Raw genomic sequence first — 17,282 nt, forward strand, 5'->3', positions numbered from 1 at the left:
CTGCAGGGGGGACCCTGTGGGAGAGTAGGACACCGCCGAACAATTATTGGGAAAACCCCCGCACCTTTGGTGCGGGGGTTTTCTGCATTTCAGGGCCGTTTAGGGTGTGGTCATGCGCTACGACCTCGTGATCTTCGACAACGACGGTGTTCTCGTCGACAGTGAGCCGATCTCCAACCGGCTGCTGGCCGCCTATCTGACCGAGCTGGGGCACCCGACGTCGTACGAGGACTCCATCCGGGACTACATGGGGTCGGCCATGCACCGGATCCACGACCTGGTGCTGGAGCGGACCGGGCGGCGGCTGCCCGAGGAGTTCGACGATGTCTTCCACGCCCGGGTGTTCGCCGCCTTCGAGCGGGAGTTGAGGCCCGTGCCAGGGGTCGAGAGGGTGCTGGAGAAGCTGACCGGGGTCGGAGTGCCGTACTGCGTGGGGTCGTCCGGGAGCCATGAGCGGATCCGGGTCGGGCACCGGACGACCGGGCTCGACCGGTGGTTCGCGCAGGACAGGATCTTCAGCTCGCAGGATGTGGGACGGGGAAAGCCGGCGCCCGATCTCTTCCTGTACGCGGCCGAGCAGATGGGGGTCGCGCCCGAGCGGTGTGCGGTCGTGGAGGACTCCCCGCTGGGCGTGCAGGCGGCGCTGGCGGCCGGGATGGACGTGTACGGGTTCACCGCGATGACACCGGCGGAGCGGCTGGCCGGGGCGAAGGAACTCTTCGCGGACATGGGGGACTTGGCTGACCTGCTGATATGACCTGAGCCATGGCGGGGGCGCTGACAATTGTCATGCCGGGGTCCGGACGTTCGTTTCTACTGGGGGACCCCGCCCGGCGGCGAAGCTGAGGGCATGACGAAGAACACGGGGAACCACAGCCGCAGCCCGCTCGACAACTTCAAGCCGCTGATCCTCGATGTGGCGGTGCCGCTCGGCGCGTACTACGTATTCAAGGACGCCTTCGGTCTGAGCACCTTCGCGGCGCTCGCCTGGAGCAGCGCGGTGCCGGCGGCACGGACCGTGTGGGGCCTGGTGACGGAGCGGACCGCCAACGGGCTGGCGCTGCTCATCCTGGCCGTGAACGTGGTCGGCCTGGTGCTCAGCTTCGTCTCCGGCGACCCGCGGCTGATGCTCGCCAAGGACGGCGCGGTCAGCAGCACCGTCGCGATCGGCATCCTGGTGTCCGTGGCGCTCGGCAAGCCGATGATGACGGCGGGGATGAAGCCCTTCCTGGTCAAGGGCGACGCCGAGAAGGAGGCCGCCTGGGCGCGGCTCGCGTCCGGTGCGGTGGCCGGCTCGGCCGTCTTCCTGCGCAAGGAGCGGGCGTTCTCCCTGGTGTGGGGCGGGGCGCTGCTGCTGGAGTGCGTGCTGCGGGTGGTCGGCGCCTACACCGTGCCGGTGGACACCATGGTGTGGCTCGGTACGGTCGTCATGGTGGTGGCGCTCGCGGCCGCGTTCGTGGTCGGTGGCGGGCTCGCCGCCGAGCCGATGGAGCGGCTGCTCGCCGCCGAGGTCGAGGCCGGCCGGGCCGGCCGGCGGCACGAGGAGCCGCTCGCCGTCGCACGGTGAAGCTGAGGGAAATTCACCTTTGGCTGGATCTACCCACAGGTAGCCCGGGGCCCTACGCTCGCCGCCATGACTGATGTGCTGCGGCGCGGTAGGGCCTCGTTGGCGTTCAGCTTCTTCGCCCAGGGTGTCGCCTTCGCCCTGCTCGTGACGCGCATCCCGGCCGTCCAGGACCGGTACGGCATCTCGGACGCGCTGCTGCCGGCCTTTCTCGCCGCCGTACCCGTCCTGGCCGGTGCGGGCAGTGTGACCACGGAGCGGCTGGTGCGGCGGATACGGCCCAGCCGGCTGCTGCGCTGGTCCCAGCCGGTGGTGCTGCTGGCGCTGCTCGGCGTCGGTGCGGGCGGGCGGCTGGCGGTCCTCGCGGTGGCGCTGGGGGTGTTCGGTTTGGCCGTGGGGGCGCTGGACGCCTCGATGAACATGCTCGGGGTGAGCCTCCAGCGGTCGTACGGGCGCAGCATCATGCTGAGCTTCCACGCGGCGTACAGCCTGGGCGGGATCCTCGGGGCCTCGCTGGCGTGGGCGGGGGCGCACTGGCAGCTGGCGCTGTGGGTGTCGTATCTGCCGGTGGTGCTGGTGCTGTTGCCGGCGACCCTGGTGGGGAGCCGGTGGTATGTCGACGGGGGCGCGGCCGGGGACGCGTCGGGGCCGGGCGAGGCGGGGGGCCGGGCGGTGGCCTTCCGGGTGCTGCTGCCGCTGTGTCTGGTGATGACCTTCGCGTACATCGGGGACTCCACGGTCTCGAACTGGAGCGCGAAGTACCTGAAGGACGTGCTGGGCAGTTCGGAGCAGCTGGCGACCGTGCCGTACAACGTGTACATGGTGACCACGCTGCTGGGGCGGTCCATCGGGGATCTGGGGGTACGGCGGTTCGGGGCGGCGGCGGTGGTACGGCTCGGGGCGCTGGTGGCGGCCGGCGGGTTCGTGGTGGTGGCCTCGGCGCCCGGGGCCTGGGTGGGGATGCTCGGGTTCACGCTGCTGGGGCTGGGCCTGTGTGTGCTGGTGCCGCAGACCTTCGCGGCGGCGGGGCGGCTGGCCGGGCCGGGGGCTTCGGACGCGGCCGTGGCGCGGCTCAACGTCTTCAATTACGTGGGTTTTCTCGTGGGTTCGCCGTTGGTGGGGGCCTTGGGCGATGCGTGGAGCTATCGCGGGGCCATGCTGGTGCCGATGGCGCTGGTGCTGGTCACGGTGGTGTACGCCAGGTCGTTCGTGGTTCATCCAAGCCGATACGGTGGCGGTCATGAGCGGCCGCGCACAGCTGATGTGGGACGAGGCAGTAACGGGCTATGACTTCGGCCCGGGTCATCCGATGGACCCGGTCCGGCTGGAGCTGACCCGGAAGCTGGTGGGTGCCTTCGGGCTCGACCGGGAGCTGGCGGTCGTCGCGGCGAAGCCGGCCGGGGAGTCGACGCTGCGGCTGGTGCACCGGGAGGACTACATCGACGCGGTGAAGGCCGTGTCGGACGATCCGGCGCGGGCGGACGGGTCGTACGGGCTGGGGACCGAGGACGATCCCGCCTTCGCCGGGATGCACGAGGTGTCCGCGCTGATCGCCGGGCAGTCGGTCGGGGCGGCCGAGGCGGTGTGGCGGGGGGACGCCGACCACGCGGTGAACTTCGCGGGCGGGCTGCACCACGCGATGCCGGGGGGCGCGTCCGGGTTCTGCGTGTACAACGACGCGGCGCTCGCCGTCGCCCGGCTGCTGGAGATGGGCGCCGAGCGGGTCGCGTACGTGGATGTGGACGTGCATCACGGGGACGGGGTGCAGGCCGCGTTCTGGGAGGACCCGCGGGTCCTGACGATCTCCTTGCACGAGCATCCGCGGACGCTGTTCCCGCAGACCGGGTGGCCGCAGGAGACCGGGGCCGGGGCGGCGGAGGGGGCCGCGGTCAACGTGGCGCTGCCCGCCGGCATCGGGGACGCGGGGTGGGTACGGGCCTTCCACGCGGTGGTGCCGGAGCTGCTGGCGGAGTTCCGGCCGCAGGTGCTCGTCTCGCAGCACGGGGCCGACACGCACTTCGAGGACCCGCTGGCGCATCTCGCGGTGTCGCTGGACGCGCAGCGGGCGGTGCAGCTGGCGTGCCACGAGCTGGCGCACGAGTACGCCGGGGGGAAGTGGGTCGCGCTGGGCGGGGGCGGCTACGCGGTGGTGGACGTCGTACCGCGGTCCTGGACGCATCTGGTGGCGATCGCGGCGGGGCGGCCGGTGGCTCCGGAGACGGTGATCCCGCAGGGATGGCGGCAGGAAGTGTTCGCGCGGACCCGGCAGTTGGGGCCGCAGCGGATGACCGACGGGCGGTGGCCGGTGGAGTTCGCGGAGTGGGAGGCGGGGTACGACCCCGCCGACCGCCTGGACCAGGCAGTGCTGGCGACGCGGCGGGCGGTGTTCCCGCTGCGGGGGCTGCTGCCCTGAGCCGGTGCCGGTGCCGCTGCCTCGGACCGTTGCCGCTGTAGGCCAACCGTGCGGTTCTTTCGCCGTTCGCGGTGAATCCGGGTGCCCGGTGCGTCAGCATCGCAGGCGTGTCGTCGTCCGCCGAGCTGTGTGCGTATCTGGTGGCCGTGCGGCTGGCCGGGGTGGTGGGGACCTCGCGCGAGGCCAGTCTGCGGAGTTACCGGTTGTTCGCGGCCCGGGATCCGCGGGTGACGATCGGGATCGACCCGGAGTGGGCCTGGGGGCAGCCGGAGTTGCTCGCCCTGATGGCCGACAGGTGCGGGGTCTCGGCGGATCCGCGGCACACGTCGGGCCTTGATGTGATCGATCCGGAGCTGACGCTGGCCGCGCTGGACGCCTTCGCGGAGCGGATCGGGGAGGTGGCCAGGAGGGGTGCGCCGGTGCTGTTCGGGACCGGGCATCCGCAGCGGCTGCTCGGGTTCTACGGCGGTCTCGCGGACGCGCTCTCGGCGGCGGGATGTGAGGTGCTCACCCCGGCGCAGGGTCGCTGTGTCGACATATTGACCCGGTTCGGTCTACGTACGTATCGGCTCGACTACGCCCGGGGGGTCGGCTTGGTGCGGGAAACCGGGCCCGAGCGCCCCGGTTGTGAGCCGGGGGTGCACAGCCACTCGCCGCTCCCGGTTCGGGTCGCGCTCGGTGCCGCGGCGGAGAGCGGAGGGCCGCTGCCCGAGCTGGTCGTCGGTGACCATGGCTGGGTCTGCGGCGCAGGTCAGCTGGGGTTCGAGGCGATCGGGCTGGCCGATACGGATGATCCCGCGCCGTTCGTGGGGCAGGCCGAGGGGTCCGTGTCCGTCGTCGTTCCGCTTGATGACGGCGTGCGCTCCGCGCACTACCGCCCGCTCACCCGCTACGTGCTCAAACGAGCCTGTCTGTCACAGTAGGCCGCCGATGGGTGCACCTCTTCCCCACTCGCACCACCCGCCCCTAGTCTGGGGAGTGAGCGCGCAACGACGAAGAGTCACCGGAAGGGGAAGCCGGTGGCCGTCGAGTGCGGAAGGTTCAGGTGTGTCATGGCAGCTGGCGAGAGGCCTCTGAACGAGGTTGTGTTCCTGACCGTGGCGGAGGTCGCCGCGGTGATGCGAGTGTCGAAGATGACCGTGTACCGCCTGGTGCACAGTGGTCATCTGCCCGCGATCCGGGTGGGGCGGTCCTTCCGCGTCCCGGAGCAAGCGGTACACGAGTACCTCCGTGACAGCTATGTGGGGGTGGAGACGGCCTGACGGCGACGTCCCGGTGACCCCGGGGCACCCCTCGATTACGACCTCGGCGCTCGGTTGGGTAGGCTAGCCCCTCGTAGGTCGTGTGGGCCCATGGCGCCCAAACAACCGAGTGATGAGAAGTGAGCGAGGGTAGTCGTGGGCTCTGTTATCAAGAAGCGGCGCAAGCGGATGGCCAAGAAGAAGCACCGCAAGCTGCTGAAGCGCACGCGTGTTCAGCGTCGCAACAAGAAGTAGTACGCGCGCCGCGAAGGCGCGTCCCGCTGTGGCCCTCCACCGTTGTCGGTGGGGGGCCACACGCGTGTCCGGCGAAATTCCGTCACCTGCTGCGTCGGGCGGTCATCACAGCGCAACACCGAGCCGCTAAGTTGGCCGCACACGGGGAACGCGGGCAGTGCGGGCAATTGCGGACAGTGCGGGAAGGAAGGCGCTGATCTTGGGAAAGGTCGTGCTTGTCACCGGAGTGGCCCGGCAGCTGGGCGGCCGGTTCGTCCGGCGGATCCAGCGTGACCCGGAGGTCGAGCGGGTGATCGCGGTGGACGCGGTGCCGCCGGCGCACGATCTGGGCGGAGCCGAGTTCATCCAGGCCGACATCCGGAAGCCGACGATCGCCCGGGTGGTCGCCGAGACCGGCGCGGACACCGTCGTCCACCTCGATGTGACGGGCACGGCGCTCGGCGGCGGCAGCCGGGCGACGGTCAAGGAGACCAACGTCATCGGCACCATGCAGCTGCTCGGCGCCTGCCAGAAGTCGCCGGCGGTCCAGCGGCTGGTGGTGAAGTCCAGCACCAATGTGTACGGCTCCGCGCCACGGGACCCGGCCGTCTTCACCGAGACGACGCCGCCGAAGTCGCTGCCGAGCGGCGGGTTCGCCAAGGACACCGTCGAGGTCGAGGGATATGTGCGCGGGTTCGCCCGGCGGCGGCCGGACGTCGCGGTGTGCGTGCTGCGGTTCGCGAACATCCTCGGACCGGCCGCGGACACCCCCCTCGCCTCGTACTTCGCGCTGCCCGTGCTGCCGACCGTGTTCGGCTACGACCCGCGGTTGCAGTTCGTGCACGAGGACGACGTCATCGAGGTGCTGCGGCTCGCCTCGCACGAGCCGCGCCGCGGCACCCTCAACAGCGGCACGTTCAACATCGCGGGCGACGGGGTGCTGCTGCTCTCGCAGTGCTCGCGGCGGCTGGGCCGGCCGACCGTGCCGCTGCTGCTGCCCGCCGTCACCTGGGCCGGCTCGCTGGTCCGTACGCTGGGTATGACGGACTTCTCACCCGAGCAGATCCGGTTGCTGACCCACGGACGGGTGGTGGACACCGTCCAGATGCGCGACACGCTGGGCTTCACGCCCGGCTACACGACGGCGGAGGCGTTCGCGGACTTCGCGCGCGCCCAGGGCCCGGGGCTGGTGCCGCCGGAGTCCCTGGCGGGGGCCGTCGACCGGATCGCCGCGCTGGCCGCGCAGGGCGGCGGCCGGCTCATGACGCACAGCGCCGAATAGCGCCAACCGAGGAGCGCAGGAACGATGGCGGACGCCAAGGTCATTCCGTTCGACGACGACCGGTCCCGCGGCAGCGCGGGGCAGCGCCCGGGGCGGCGCCGGGGCGCGGGGAGCCGGCGTGGGGCCGCCGGCGGGGCTCTCGGCGGGGCGGAGGAGATGGGTGAGGTCCAGCCGCTGCCCGGACGGGCGCAGGCGCAGGAGGGCGGCCCTGTGAGCCCTGAGCAGGGCCCGGCGGGGCAGCCGGGGGCCGAGGAGCCCGCGGCCGGCCTGGAGCGGCGGGTGGCGGCCGGGCTGTCCTTCCTGCGGCGCCGGCTGACCGGCGAGTACGAGGTCGACGACTTCGGGTACGACGCCGAGCTGACCGACCAGGTCCTGATGTCGCTGCTGCGGCCGCTGTACGACACGTACTTCCGGGTCGAGGTGAAGGGGATCGAGAACATCCCCAAGGAGGGCGGCGCGCTGATCGTCGCCAACCACTCCGGGACGCTGCCGCTGGACGGGCTGATGATGCAGGTCGCCGTGCACGACCATCATCCGGCGGGGCGGCATCTGCGGCTGCTCGCGGCGGACCTGGTGTTCGTGCTGCCGGTGGTGAACGAGCTGGCGCGCAAGCTGGGGCACACGCTGGCCTGCGCGGAGGACGCCGAGCGGCTGCTGGCGCAGGGGGAGCTGGTCGGGGTGATGCCGGAGGGGTTCAAGGGCATCGGGAAGCCGTTCAGCGAGCGGTACAAGTTGCAGCGGTTCGGGCGGGGCGGGTTCGTCTCCACCGCGCTGCGGCAGGGTGTGCCGATCGTGCCGTGCTCGATCGTGGGGGCGGAGGAGATCTACCCGATGGTCGGCAACGCGAAGACGCTCGCGCGGCTGCTGGGGTTCCCGTACTTTCCGCTGACGCCGACGTTTCCGTGGCTGGGGCCGCTCGGGATGATTCCGCTGCCGACGAAGTGGACGATCCAGTTCGGGGAGCCGATTCCCACGGAGGGGTATCCGGCGGAGGCGGCCGAGGATCCGATGCTGATGTTCAACCTGACCGACCAGGTACGGGAGCAGATCCAGCACACGCTGTACAAGCTGCTGGTGCAGCGGCGGTCGGTGTTCTTCTGAGCTGTGTCTTCTAAGCCCTGGTCACGGCGATGGGGGCGGGCCGCTCGGGTGGGCCGCCCCCATCGCCGTAACCGTGTCGCCGTACCGGCGGGTCAGTTCGTCGTGTCCTCGCTGTCGATGCCCAGGCCGGGGAGCAGGCCGGGGAGGAGCGGGGGCACGGTGACGTCCGGCTCGGTGGTCGGGGACTTGCCGGCGGTCGGGGAGCTGCCCTCGCTGCCGGTCCTGGGCGGGTCCAGCAGGCCGCCCGTGTTGCCGCCGAGGAGGCCGTCGCCGCCGGTGCCGGTCGCCGGGCCGCTCGGGGTGCCGGTGCTGGTGTGTCCGCCGGCGGAGGGGGTGCTGCCGGCGGAGCTGGGCGCGGTCGCGCGGTGGCGGCCGGTGGCGCCCGGGGACGCCGGGCCGGAGCGGTGCCGGGTGCCGTCGCCGGTCTGGGCGGGCGGCTGCGGCAGCAGCGACTGGAGCGGGGCGACCTCTTGGTCTATGGCGTCGAAGACCGACGAGACCTGCTGTTTGACGTCCCCCAGCTGGACCGGAAGCCGGTCGCTCAGCGCGGTCCAGGCCTCGCGGTGGGACCGCGAGAAGGCGGAGAGCGCCTGGATCGGGCCGAGCGAGCCGGGGTCGGCCTCATAGGCCGCGTGCAGCAGGCGGTGGCCCTCGGCCACGTCGTGCTGCATGCCGGACAGGGTGCGGCGGATCTCGCCGATGGACTCGTGGTCGAGGTGGCCGCCCCGGCCGCGCTCCATGAGCCGGCGGGCCTCGCCGAGCCGGGTCGAGGCGAGGTCCAGATAGGCCTGGCCCTGCTGGTCCGCGCCGTCGGTCAGGTAGTTGAGCTTGAAGTCCTCGATGCCGCGCTTCAGGCCGTACAGCGAGTCACCGGGCAGGGCCTCGGAGCTGGCCGCGGCCACCCCGCCGAAGGCCCCGGCGGCCACGCCGACGCTGAGGCCGCCGGCGGCGAGCCCCTTGGTCAGCCGTGACCGGGGCCGGAGCTTGCCGAGCGGGCTCGCCCGGTGCGCGCCCCGGTTCCTGGAGCGCTGTTCGGGTACCGACGCTTCCGCCGCCGCGGTTCCCTCCTGGAGCATGGCCTCCATCGCGGCCACCAGCTGGGCCCGCTGGACGACCTTGACCTCGGGGTCGAGCTGGGGCTTGGGCAGCGCGCCGAGACCCGTCGCGAGGGCCAGCAGCTCGCCCTGTTCGGTCCGTTCCTCGGGGGTCGGCGGGGATCCCGCCGGTGCTGCGGACTGCTCGGCCGCCGTGTCCCGGTCGGACTGCTCCTCCAGGGCCTGGGCGAAGGCGTTCGCCCGCCGGTGCGCCGATACGTTCGCGATCACTGGCGGCACCTCCTCTCGTCATGACGGTCGACTCCCCCCGGGGGGTCCTGAGGGACGTGACCACAGGGAGCCTGTATCCCGCACAACGACTGGCGCGGCACTTGGGTTACGGACGGCGGATGATCCGGTCAGAAAGGTAACACTCTTTCACCGACCGTGAGTTGAAGGTCGCCCGGAGTCACCGCTCAGCGCGCGTCGTCCGGCAGGAGCCGGGCGAGGGTGCGGACCGCGCGGTACTGGAGGGTCTTGATGGCGCCCTCGTTCTTGCCCATGACACGGGCGGTCTCGGCGACCGAGAGGCCCTGGAGGAAGCGGAGGGTCACACACTCCTGCTGCTGGGGGTTGAGCCGGCGTACGGCGTCCAGCAGGGCGGCGTTGGACAGGGACTCCAGGACGGAGTCCTCCGGGGAGCGCTCGACCTCGTTGGCGTCGAGCATCTCGCCGGTGGTGACCTCCAGCCGGAACCGGCTGGACTTGAAGTGGTCGGCGACGAGGTTGCGGGCGATCGTCACCAGCCAGGCGCCGAAGTCGCGGCCCTGCCAGGTGAAGGTACCGATCCTGCGCAGGGCGCGCAGAAAGGTCTCGCTGGTGAGGTCCTCGGCGGTGGCGCGGCCGCCGACGCGGTAGTAGATGTACCGGTACACCGTGTCGCTGTACTGGTCGTAGAGCCGGCCGAAGGCCTCGGCCTCGCCGGCCTGGGCCCGTTCGACCAGGTCCATCATGCGTGCGCTGTCGCTGTCGGCGGCCGGCCGGCGGGCGGTGGTGGCGCCGCTGCCGCTGCCGGTGCCGGCACCGGCGGAGCGCCCGCGTCTGCCGACGGCGGCGCTGCTCTCGGCCAGTGCGTAGCACGGACCGAGGGGCGCGGCGGTGGCGAGGGCGGGGACGGCGTACGCGGTGGGGACCAAGCCGCGCAGCGTCTCTTTGAGCGTTGCGACCGTTGCGCGCAGCGTAGCCAGGCCCGAGGCGTCAACCCCGACGTGTGGGTACACGGGACTCCCAGAGGCAGAGCTTCCATCACGTGCAGTGCGGGACCTTTCACCCGTCGTAGCGACGGAGGGGTACCGGTTTGCGTCTGAGGAGAATAACGCTTCGTGCAGGCACTGCTACACCGAGTTGCTCAAATCATCGATTGAGTCGCATCTCTAACCGATTGGCGCCCTATCAAGTGCCGTAGCTTGATCGGTTGTTGACCGTAATCTGGCCGGTTTCGGCGAGGTACAGGGCGTGTTGAAATGGCCGCGGCATAATTCGGGCGCGTGCGGCGGCCGGGGTGGGGGAGGGGTGCCGTGCGGGGGCGGTCAGCGGCGGCGGCGGCTCAGGGCGATGGCGGCCACCGTGCCGCCGGCCACCGCGCCCACGCCGGCCGCCGCCGGGATGCCGACCTTGGCCGCCTTGCGGCCGGTGCGGTAGTCGCGCAGCCGCCAGTCCTGCTCACGGGCGTGCCTGCGGAGCTTGGCGTCGGGGTTGATGGCGTACGGGTGGCCGACCAGCGAGAGCATCGGGATGTCGTTGTGGCTGTCGCTGTAGGCGGCGCAGCGGGAGAGGTCCAGGCCCTCCGCGGCGGCCAGGGCGCGGACCGCCTCCGCCTTGGCGGGGCCGTGCAGGGGTTCGCCGACCAGCTTGCCCGTGTAGATGCCGTCGACCGACTCGGCGACGGTGCCCAGGGCGCCGGTCAGGCCCAGGCGGCGGGCGATGACCGTGGCGATCTCCACCGGAGCCGCCGTGACCAGCCAGACCTTCTGGCCCGCGTCCAGGTGGGCCTGGGCGAGGGCGCGGGTGCCGGGCCAGATGCGGTCGGCCATGTACTCGTCGTAGATCTCCTCGCCGATCGTCTGGAGCTCGACGACGCGGTGGCCCTTGACGATGGAGAGGGCGGAGTCCCGGGCGTCCTGCATGTGCTCGGGGTCCTCGACGCCGGCCAGCCGGAACCAGGCCTGCTGCCAGGCGAACCGGGCGAGGTCGCGGGTCTCGAAGAACTTCCGCTTGTACAGGCCACGGCCGAAGTGGAAGAGCGCGGCGCCCTGCATCACGGTGTTGTCGAGGTCGAAGAAGGCGGCCGCCTTCTCGTCGCCCATCACCGGGAACTCGGGTTCCTCCGGGGCGGGCTGCGCAGCGGCGTGCGCCTCCTGTGCCTCCTGCGAGGACTTGCGGGCGGCCTCCGCCGCGGCCTCGCCTGCCAAAACGCTCCGCGCCGTGGCGGAGCGCCTACGGGGGGTGAGCCATCCGAGAGCGGCCATGCGGTGAGCATAGCCAGTTTGTTCGGTGCTTCCGGAGTCGAGAGGTTGGCGCGCTGTGAACTCTGCGCGACCGCGTCGTGAAAGAGGCCCGGAGGGACGGGGTCACAATGGCTGGTATGAGTCCCCTCTTTCGCCGTAAGACCGGGCCGCGTGAGCGGCGCGTCACGCTCATCCGCAAGCCCGGCTGCCATCTGTGCGACGACGCGCAGACGGTGATCGAGAAGGTCTGCGGCGAACTGGGCGTGCCGGTCGAGTACCGGGACATCAGTCAGGACCCGGAGCTGTACGACCGGTACTGGGAGCAGATCCCGGTGGTGCTGGTCGACGGGGAGCAGCACACCTTCTGGCGGGTGAACGAGGAGCGGCTGCGCCGGGAACTGACCGACTAGTCCAACTGGCCGGGAAAGTCGCTTAGGATCGACGGCGATGTGAGCTCGGGGGCGGGATTCATGAGGAGAGTGTGCAGTTTTGCCCCCAGTAATGAAGGAACGTCGGTGTGTGTGCGCCGGTTCCCGCCAGAGGCGTGAAAGGGGCGTGAGCCCGGTCACTTCTGCGGGGCAAATCGGACACCATCTTTGTGCACGCGTTCACAAAGACATAGCCTGCTGTCGACGGGGCGGTCTGGGGACGTATGACCGCCCACAGCCCCGCTCTACCCGCAGGAGCACCGTGGCAACTGGCCGAACACACCGACCGGCGACCCGTAGCCGAGGGATTCCCGAGGCCACCGTCGCCCGGCTTCCGCTGTACCTCCGAGCCCTGACCGCGCTGTCGGAGCGCTCGGTGCCCACGGTCTCCTCCGAGGAGCTGGCCGCGGCGGCGGGGGTCAACTCCGCCAAGCTGCGCAAGGACTTCTCGTACCTGGGCTCGTACGGAACCCGCGGTGTCGGCTACGACGTGGAGTATCTCGTCTACCAGATCTCCCGCGAACTCGGCCTCACCCAGGACTGGCCGGTTGTCATCGTCGGTATCGGTAACCTCGGCGCCGCCCTCGCCGGTTACGGCGGTTTCGCCTCCCGTGGCTTCCGGGTCGCCGCGCTGATCGACGCCGACCCGGCGCTCACCGGCAAGCCGGTCGCGGGCATCCCGGTGCAGCACACCGACGACCTCGAGAAGATCATCAAGGACAACGGGGTCTCCATCGGCGTGATCGCCACTCCGGCCGGCGTCGCCCAGCAGGTCTGCGAGCGCCTCGTGGCCGCCGGGGTCACCTCCATCCTGAACTTCGCGCCGACCGTGCTGTCCGTCCCGGACGGCGTCGACGTGCGCAAGGTCGACCTGTCGATCGAACTCCAGATCCTCGCCTTCCACGAGCAGCGCAAGGCCGGGGAGGACACGGCGGTGGAGACCGCGGCCGGAGACGTGGGCTCGGCGCCCGCCGCCCCCCGGCGCGCCGCGTCCGCCGACCAGGGACCGGACGGGGACGTACCCGCCGTGATGCCGGCATGAGTCTCCTCGTCGTAGGCCTGAGCCACCGCAGCGCCCCGGTCAGCGTGCTGGAGCGGGCGGCGCTGAGCGTGGACGCCCAGGTCAAGCTGTTGCACGACACGGTCGCCGCCGAGCCCGCCACCGAGGCCGCGGTGCTCGCCACCTGCAACCGCATCGAGCTGTACGCCGACGTGGACAAGTTCCACGCCGGTGTCGCCGAGCTGTCCACGCTGCTCGCCCGGCACAGCGGGGTCGGCCTGGAAGAGCTGACGCCCTATCTGTACGTGCACTACGAGGACCGGGCCGTCCACCACTTCTTCTCGGTGGCCTGCGGCCTGGACTCGATGGTGGTCGGCGAGGGGCAGATCCTCGGGCAGATCAAGGACTCGCTGGCCCGTGCGCAGGAACTGCACACCGCCGGCAAGCTGCTGAACGACCTCTTCCAGCAGGCCCTGCGGGTCGGCAAGCGCGCCCACTCCGAGACCGGCATCGACCGGGCCGGGCAGTCGCTGGTCACCTTCGGCCTGGAGCAGCTGGCCGTCGGCACCGCGGTGCCGGCCTGGGCGCGGGGCAAGAAGGCGCTGGTCATCGGCGCCGGATCGATGTCCTCGCTGGCCGCTGCCACGCTGGCGCGGTCCGGGGTCGCCGAGATCGTCGTCGCCAACCGGACCTTCGAGCGCGCCGAGCGGCTCGTCCAGATCCTCGCCGAGGCCGACGACAACGCCGTGACCGCCCGTGCCGTCCCGATGGACGCGGTGCCGGCCGAGCTGACACGTGCCGACGTGGTCGTCTCCTGCACCGGGGCGACGGGCCTGGTGCTCACCGCGGAGGCGGTCGCGCAGGCGGTGGAGGGGCGCACCGGGCAGCCGGCCGTCGCCGACACCAGCGCTGCCACGGCCGTACCGCAGGGCCCTGCGTCGCCCGCCGCCGGCGTCGGCGCCGAGGAGAACTGCCCGCTGGACCTGGCCGCCGCGCAGTCCGGTTTCTCCGTGCTGGGCGAGGCCGCCGTGGCCGGGATGGACGCGGCGACCCTGGAGCAGCACGCGGCCTGGGTCGCGGGCGGAGCACTGGACCGGCGTGAGCGTCGTACGCCCGAGGCGGACGCCGAGCTGATCGCCGCGCTCGCCGCGACCGCGGCGACGGTGGGCCGGATCCCGGAGCGGCGCAGGCCGGAGCCGCCGGCCGAGCGCCCGGCGCCCTTCTTCTTCCTGCTCGACCTGGCCATGCCGCGGGACATCGACGCGGCCGTGCACCGGCTGGCCGGGGTGCGGCTGGTGGACATCGAGTCGCTGGCGGAAGCTTCCGCCGACGCTCCGATGGCGGCCGACGTGGACCTGGTCCGGCGTATCGTCTCCGACGAGGTCGCGGCCTTCGGCGCGGCCCAGCGGGCGGCGCACATCACGCCGACCGTGGTCGCGCTGCGCACCATGGCCGCCGATGTCGTCGCCGGTGAGATCGCGCGGCTCGACGGCCGGCTGCCCGACCTGGACGAGCGCCAGCGCGGCGAGATCCGGCAGGCCGTGCACCGGGTCGTCGACAAGCTGCTGCACGCGCCGACCGTACGGGTCAAGCAGCTCGCGGCCGAGCCCGGCGGCGCCGGGTACGCGGACGCGCTGCGCACCCTCTTCGACCTCGACCCCGAGACGGTCGCCGCCGTCTCCCGGGCCGGGGACAGCACAGACGACAAGGACCGACCGGTATGAGTGACAGAGCACTGCGGCTGGGCACACGGCGGAGCAAACTCGCCCTGGCCCAGTCCGGGCAGGTGGCGGAGACCGTCCGCCGGGTGACCGGGCGGCCCGTCGAACTGGTCGAGATCACCACGCACGGCGATGTCTCCCGCGAGCACCTGACGCAGATCGGCGGCACCGGTGTGTTCGTCACCGCGCTGCGGGACGCGCTGCTGCGCGGCGAGGTCGACTTCGCGGTTCATTCGCTGAAGGACCTGCCGACCACGCAGCCCGAGGAGCTGGTCCTGGCCGCCGTACCGGTGCGGGAGGACCCGCGGGACGTGATCGTCGCGCGCGACGACCTGAAGTTCACCGACCTGCCCCGCGGGGCGCGCGTCGGTACCGGCTCCCCGCGCCGCATGGCGCAGCTGAACGCGTACGCCCGGGCCCACGGCCTGGACATCGAGACCGTCCCGATCCGGGGCAACGTCGACACGCGCATCGGCTTCGTCCGCAACGGCGAGCTGGACGCCGTGGTGCTGGCCGCCGCCGGACTGAACCGGATCGGCCGGAGCGACGAGGTGACCGACTTCCTGTCGGTCGACACGGTTCTGCCCGCCCCCGGCCAGGGGGCCCTGGCGATCGAGTGTGCCGCGGACCGCGCGGACCTGATCGCGGCGCTCGGCGAGCTGGACGACCCGTTCACGCGGGTCGCCGTCACCGCCGAGCGGTCACTGCTCGCCGCCCTGGAGGCCGGGTGCAGCGCCCCTGTAGGCGCGCTGGCCGGCCTTCTGGCCGACGGGCAGACTGTCAAGGAAATGCGCCTGCGCGGCGTCGTCGGGACCCCCGACGGCACGCGTACGGTGCAGCTGTCCACCACCGGTCCCGTGCCCCAGACGCATGACGCGGCAGTGGCGCTCGGTCGCGAACTCGCCACCGAGATGCTCGCCCAGGGTGCGGCCGGTCTGATGGGGGAGCGAGCACATTGAGCCCCACCGCCCTTCCTGCCGCCGGTCCTGAACACGGGCACGTCACCTTCCTCGGTGCCGGACCCGGAGATCCGGGACTGCTGACTCTGCGCGCCGTGGAGGCGCTGTCGAGCGCGGACGTCCTCATCGCCGAGAACGAGGTCCTCGACGTCATCCGGACGCACGCCCGGCAGGGCGTCTCCGTGGTGCCGACGGACGCGGCCTCTTCCTCGGTCCCGCCGCCGGGCACGGGCACGCCCCAGCTGACGGTCGTTGACGGCACGTCAACACCCGCCGCTGTCCCGGGCGCTGCCCGGGATGCCGCTCATCTTGTCATGGAGGCTGCGCGGGGCGGCAGGCGGGTCGTCCGTGCGGTCTCCGGCGATCCGGGGCTCGACACGTACGCGGCCGAGGAGATGCTCGCCTGCGCGGCGGCCGGGGTGCCCTTCGAGGTGGTGCCGGGTGTGGCGGCGGCGGTCGGCGTGCCCGCGTACGCCGGTGTGCCGCTGCGCGACGCGCAGGGCGCGGACGTCCGGTTCGTGGACGCCCGTACCGCGTCGGACCGGTGCTGGACCGAGGTCGGCGCGTCGGACGGCACGGTCGTCGTCTCCACGACGCTGGACTCGGTGGCGGCAGCCGCGGGTGAACTGGTGTCCGCCGGGCGGAAGCCGGACACCCCGATGTCGGTGACGATCGCCGGTACGACGACCCGGCAGCGCACCTGGACGGCCACGCTCGGCACGATCGCGCAGACGCTGAAGCAGGCGAAGGTGCTGCCGTCGCCGGACGGCGGCCGGCCGGTGATAGCCGTGGTCGGCGAGCGTTCCGCCGCGGCCCGGCGCGAGCAGCTGTCCTGGTTCGAGTCCAAGCCGCTGTTCGGCTGGAAGGTGCTCGTGCCGCGGACCAAGGAGCAGGCGGCGTCGCTCTCCGACCAGTTGCGCTCCTACGGCGCGGTGCCGCACGAGGTGCCGACCATCGCGGTGGAGCCGCCGCGCACCCCGCAGCAGATGGAGCGGGCCGTGAAGGGGCTCGTGACCGGCCGCTACGAGTGGATCGCCTTCACGTCCGTCAACGCGGTGAAGGCCGTGCGGGAGAAGTTCGAGGAGTACGGCCTTGATGCTCGGGCTTTTGCGGGTATCAAGGTGGCTGCGGTGGGTGAGCAGACGGCCAAGGCGCTGATCGCCTTCGGCGTCAAGCCCGACCTGGTGCCGAGCGGTGAGCAGTCGGCCGCGGGCCTGCTGGAGGACTGGCCGCCGTACGACCCCGTCTTCGACCCGATCGACCGGGTCTTCCTGCCGCGCGCCGACATCGCCACCGAGACCCTGGTCGCCGGGCTGATCGAGCTGGGCTGGGAGGTGGACGACGTGACCGCCTACCGGACGGTGCGCGCCTCGCCGCCGCCGGCGGAGACACGCGAGGCGATCAAGGGCGGTGGCTTCGACGCGGTCCTCTTCACGTCCTCGTCGACGGTCCGCAACCTGGTCGGCATCGCGGGCAAGCCGCACAACGTGACGGTGATCGCCTGCATCGGCCCGGCCACCGCGAAGACGGCCGAGGAGCACGGTCTGCGCGTCGACGTCATGGCACCGGAGCCGTCCGTGCACAAGCTGGCCGAGGCACTGGCGGACTTCGGCATGAAGCGCCGGGCCGCGGCGCTGGAGTCGGGAGACCCGGTGACCCGCCCGAGCGAGCGGAGGCCGGGGGCGCGCAGGCGCCGGACGACCACCTGAGAAACGGCGGAGCGCCCTTACGGGGGGCGCTCCGCCGCTTTCGTGCCGCTGGCCCGGATGGCCGAATCGTCGTCCCGGTCCCCGCCTGT

Annotated in this window: 17 protein-coding genes; 14 read left to right on the forward strand and 3 right to left on the reverse strand. The window is 71.9% G+C overall.

The window, feature by feature from the left end; translation table 11 throughout:
- Positions 1 to 112: 112 nt before the first annotated feature.
- The 9 genes from ACZ5CZ_RS36015 (at position 113) to ACZ5CZ_RS36055 (ending at position 7,835) form a co-directional block, all read left to right on the forward strand.
- On the forward strand, positions 113 to 757 hold the full coding sequence (locus ACZ5CZ_RS36015) for an HAD family hydrolase (protein ID WP_385847198.1): 645 nt from the start codon (positions 113 to 115) through the stop codon (positions 755 to 757).
- A 93-nt stretch (positions 758 to 850) separates the two neighbouring features.
- Positions 851 to 1,567 (forward strand): VC0807 family protein, encoded by a 717-nt coding sequence (locus ACZ5CZ_RS36020; RefSeq protein WP_468948947.1) that lies wholly within the window; start codon positions 851 to 853, stop codon positions 1,565 to 1,567.
- 66 nt (positions 1,568 to 1,633) lie between these two features.
- Complete coding sequence (locus ACZ5CZ_RS36025; RefSeq protein ID WP_468948949.1) at positions 1,634 to 2,854, forward strand: MFS transporter; 1,221 nt, start codon at positions 1,634 to 1,636, stop codon at positions 2,852 to 2,854.
- A complete protein-coding gene (locus tag ACZ5CZ_RS36030) occupies positions 2,805 to 3,977 on the forward strand; it encodes an acetoin utilization protein AcuC (RefSeq protein ID WP_468948951.1) in 1,173 nt (390 codons plus the stop codon). The genes ACZ5CZ_RS36025 and ACZ5CZ_RS36030 overlap by 50 nt, the downstream gene beginning before the upstream one ends.
- Positions 3,978 to 4,084: 107 nt before the next feature.
- The gene (locus ACZ5CZ_RS36035) at positions 4,085 to 4,900 is read left to right on the forward strand and encodes a phosphatase (protein ID WP_468948953.1); all 816 of its coding nucleotides are present in this window, start codon (positions 4,085 to 4,087) and stop codon (positions 4,898 to 4,900) included.
- Positions 4,901 to 5,029: 129 nt separating this feature from the next.
- Entirely contained in the window at positions 5,030 to 5,239 is a 210-nt protein-coding gene (locus ACZ5CZ_RS36040) for a helix-turn-helix domain-containing protein (RefSeq protein ID WP_177235464.1), read from the forward strand.
- A 135-nt stretch (positions 5,240 to 5,374) separates the two neighbouring features.
- Positions 5,375 to 5,473: a 30S ribosomal protein bS22 gene (locus ACZ5CZ_RS36045; protein ID WP_003948845.1), complete on the forward strand. Its 99-nt coding sequence runs from the start codon at positions 5,375 to 5,377 to the stop codon at positions 5,471 to 5,473.
- A gap of 199 nt (positions 5,474 to 5,672) precedes the next feature.
- Positions 5,673 to 6,734 (forward strand): NAD-dependent epimerase/dehydratase family protein, encoded by a 1,062-nt coding sequence (locus ACZ5CZ_RS36050; protein WP_468948956.1) that lies wholly within the window; start codon positions 5,673 to 5,675, stop codon positions 6,732 to 6,734.
- A gap of 24 nt (positions 6,735 to 6,758) precedes the next feature.
- Positions 6,759 to 7,835, forward strand: a complete 1,077-nt coding sequence (locus tag ACZ5CZ_RS36055) for a lysophospholipid acyltransferase family protein (RefSeq protein ID WP_468948958.1) — start codon at positions 6,759 to 6,761, stop codon at positions 7,833 to 7,835.
- Between the two features lie 92 nt (positions 7,836 to 7,927).
- On the opposite strand, the gene ACZ5CZ_RS36060 is transcribed toward ACZ5CZ_RS36055, so the two are convergent.
- The 3 genes from ACZ5CZ_RS36060 to ACZ5CZ_RS36070 form a co-directional block, all read right to left on the reverse strand.
- The gene (locus tag ACZ5CZ_RS36060) at positions 7,928 to 9,160 is read right to left on the reverse strand and encodes a DUF5667 domain-containing protein (RefSeq protein ID WP_468948960.1); all 1,233 of its coding nucleotides are present in this window, start codon (positions 9,158 to 9,160) and stop codon (positions 7,928 to 7,930) included.
- Between the two features lie 185 nt (positions 9,161 to 9,345).
- Positions 9,346 to 10,149, reverse strand: a complete 804-nt coding sequence (locus tag ACZ5CZ_RS36065) for an ECF subfamily RNA polymerase sigma factor, BldN family (protein WP_385847187.1) — start codon at positions 10,147 to 10,149, stop codon at positions 9,346 to 9,348.
- Between the two features lie 309 nt (positions 10,150 to 10,458).
- Positions 10,459 to 11,397, reverse strand: coding sequence for an HAD family hydrolase (locus tag ACZ5CZ_RS36070; protein WP_385847186.1), 939 nt, complete (start codon positions 11,395 to 11,397; stop codon positions 10,459 to 10,461).
- 116 nt (positions 11,398 to 11,513) lie between these two features.
- On the opposite strand from ACZ5CZ_RS36070, the gene ACZ5CZ_RS36075 reads away from it, so the two are divergent.
- The 5 genes from ACZ5CZ_RS36075 (at position 11,514) to ACZ5CZ_RS36095 (ending at position 17,193) form a co-directional block, all read left to right on the forward strand.
- Positions 11,514 to 11,786: a glutaredoxin family protein gene (locus ACZ5CZ_RS36075; protein ID WP_385847184.1), complete on the forward strand. Its 273-nt coding sequence runs from the start codon at positions 11,514 to 11,516 to the stop codon at positions 11,784 to 11,786.
- Positions 11,787 to 12,066: 280 nt separating this feature from the next.
- On the forward strand, positions 12,067 to 12,846 hold the full coding sequence (locus tag ACZ5CZ_RS36080) for a redox-sensing transcriptional repressor Rex (protein ID WP_385847183.1): 780 nt from the start codon (positions 12,067 to 12,069) through the stop codon (positions 12,844 to 12,846).
- Positions 12,843 to 14,528, forward strand: a complete 1,686-nt coding sequence (locus ACZ5CZ_RS36085) for a glutamyl-tRNA reductase (protein ID WP_467549069.1) — start codon at positions 12,843 to 12,845, stop codon at positions 14,526 to 14,528. The genes ACZ5CZ_RS36080 and ACZ5CZ_RS36085 overlap by 4 nt, the downstream gene beginning before the upstream one ends.
- Positions 14,525 to 15,484: a hydroxymethylbilane synthase gene (gene hemC, locus ACZ5CZ_RS36090; protein ID WP_385847180.1), complete on the forward strand. Its 960-nt coding sequence runs from the start codon at positions 14,525 to 14,527 to the stop codon at positions 15,482 to 15,484. Before ACZ5CZ_RS36085 ends, hemC begins: the two co-directional genes overlap by 4 nt.
- The gene (locus tag ACZ5CZ_RS36095) at positions 15,481 to 17,193 is read left to right on the forward strand and encodes a bifunctional uroporphyrinogen-III C-methyltransferase/uroporphyrinogen-III synthase (protein ID WP_385847178.1); all 1,713 of its coding nucleotides are present in this window, start codon (positions 15,481 to 15,483) and stop codon (positions 17,191 to 17,193) included. The genes hemC and ACZ5CZ_RS36095 overlap by 4 nt, the downstream gene beginning before the upstream one ends.
- The last annotated feature ends 89 nt before the right edge of the window (positions 17,194 to 17,282 follow it).

This window comes from Streptomyces sp. NPDC031418, assembly GCF_055581605.1.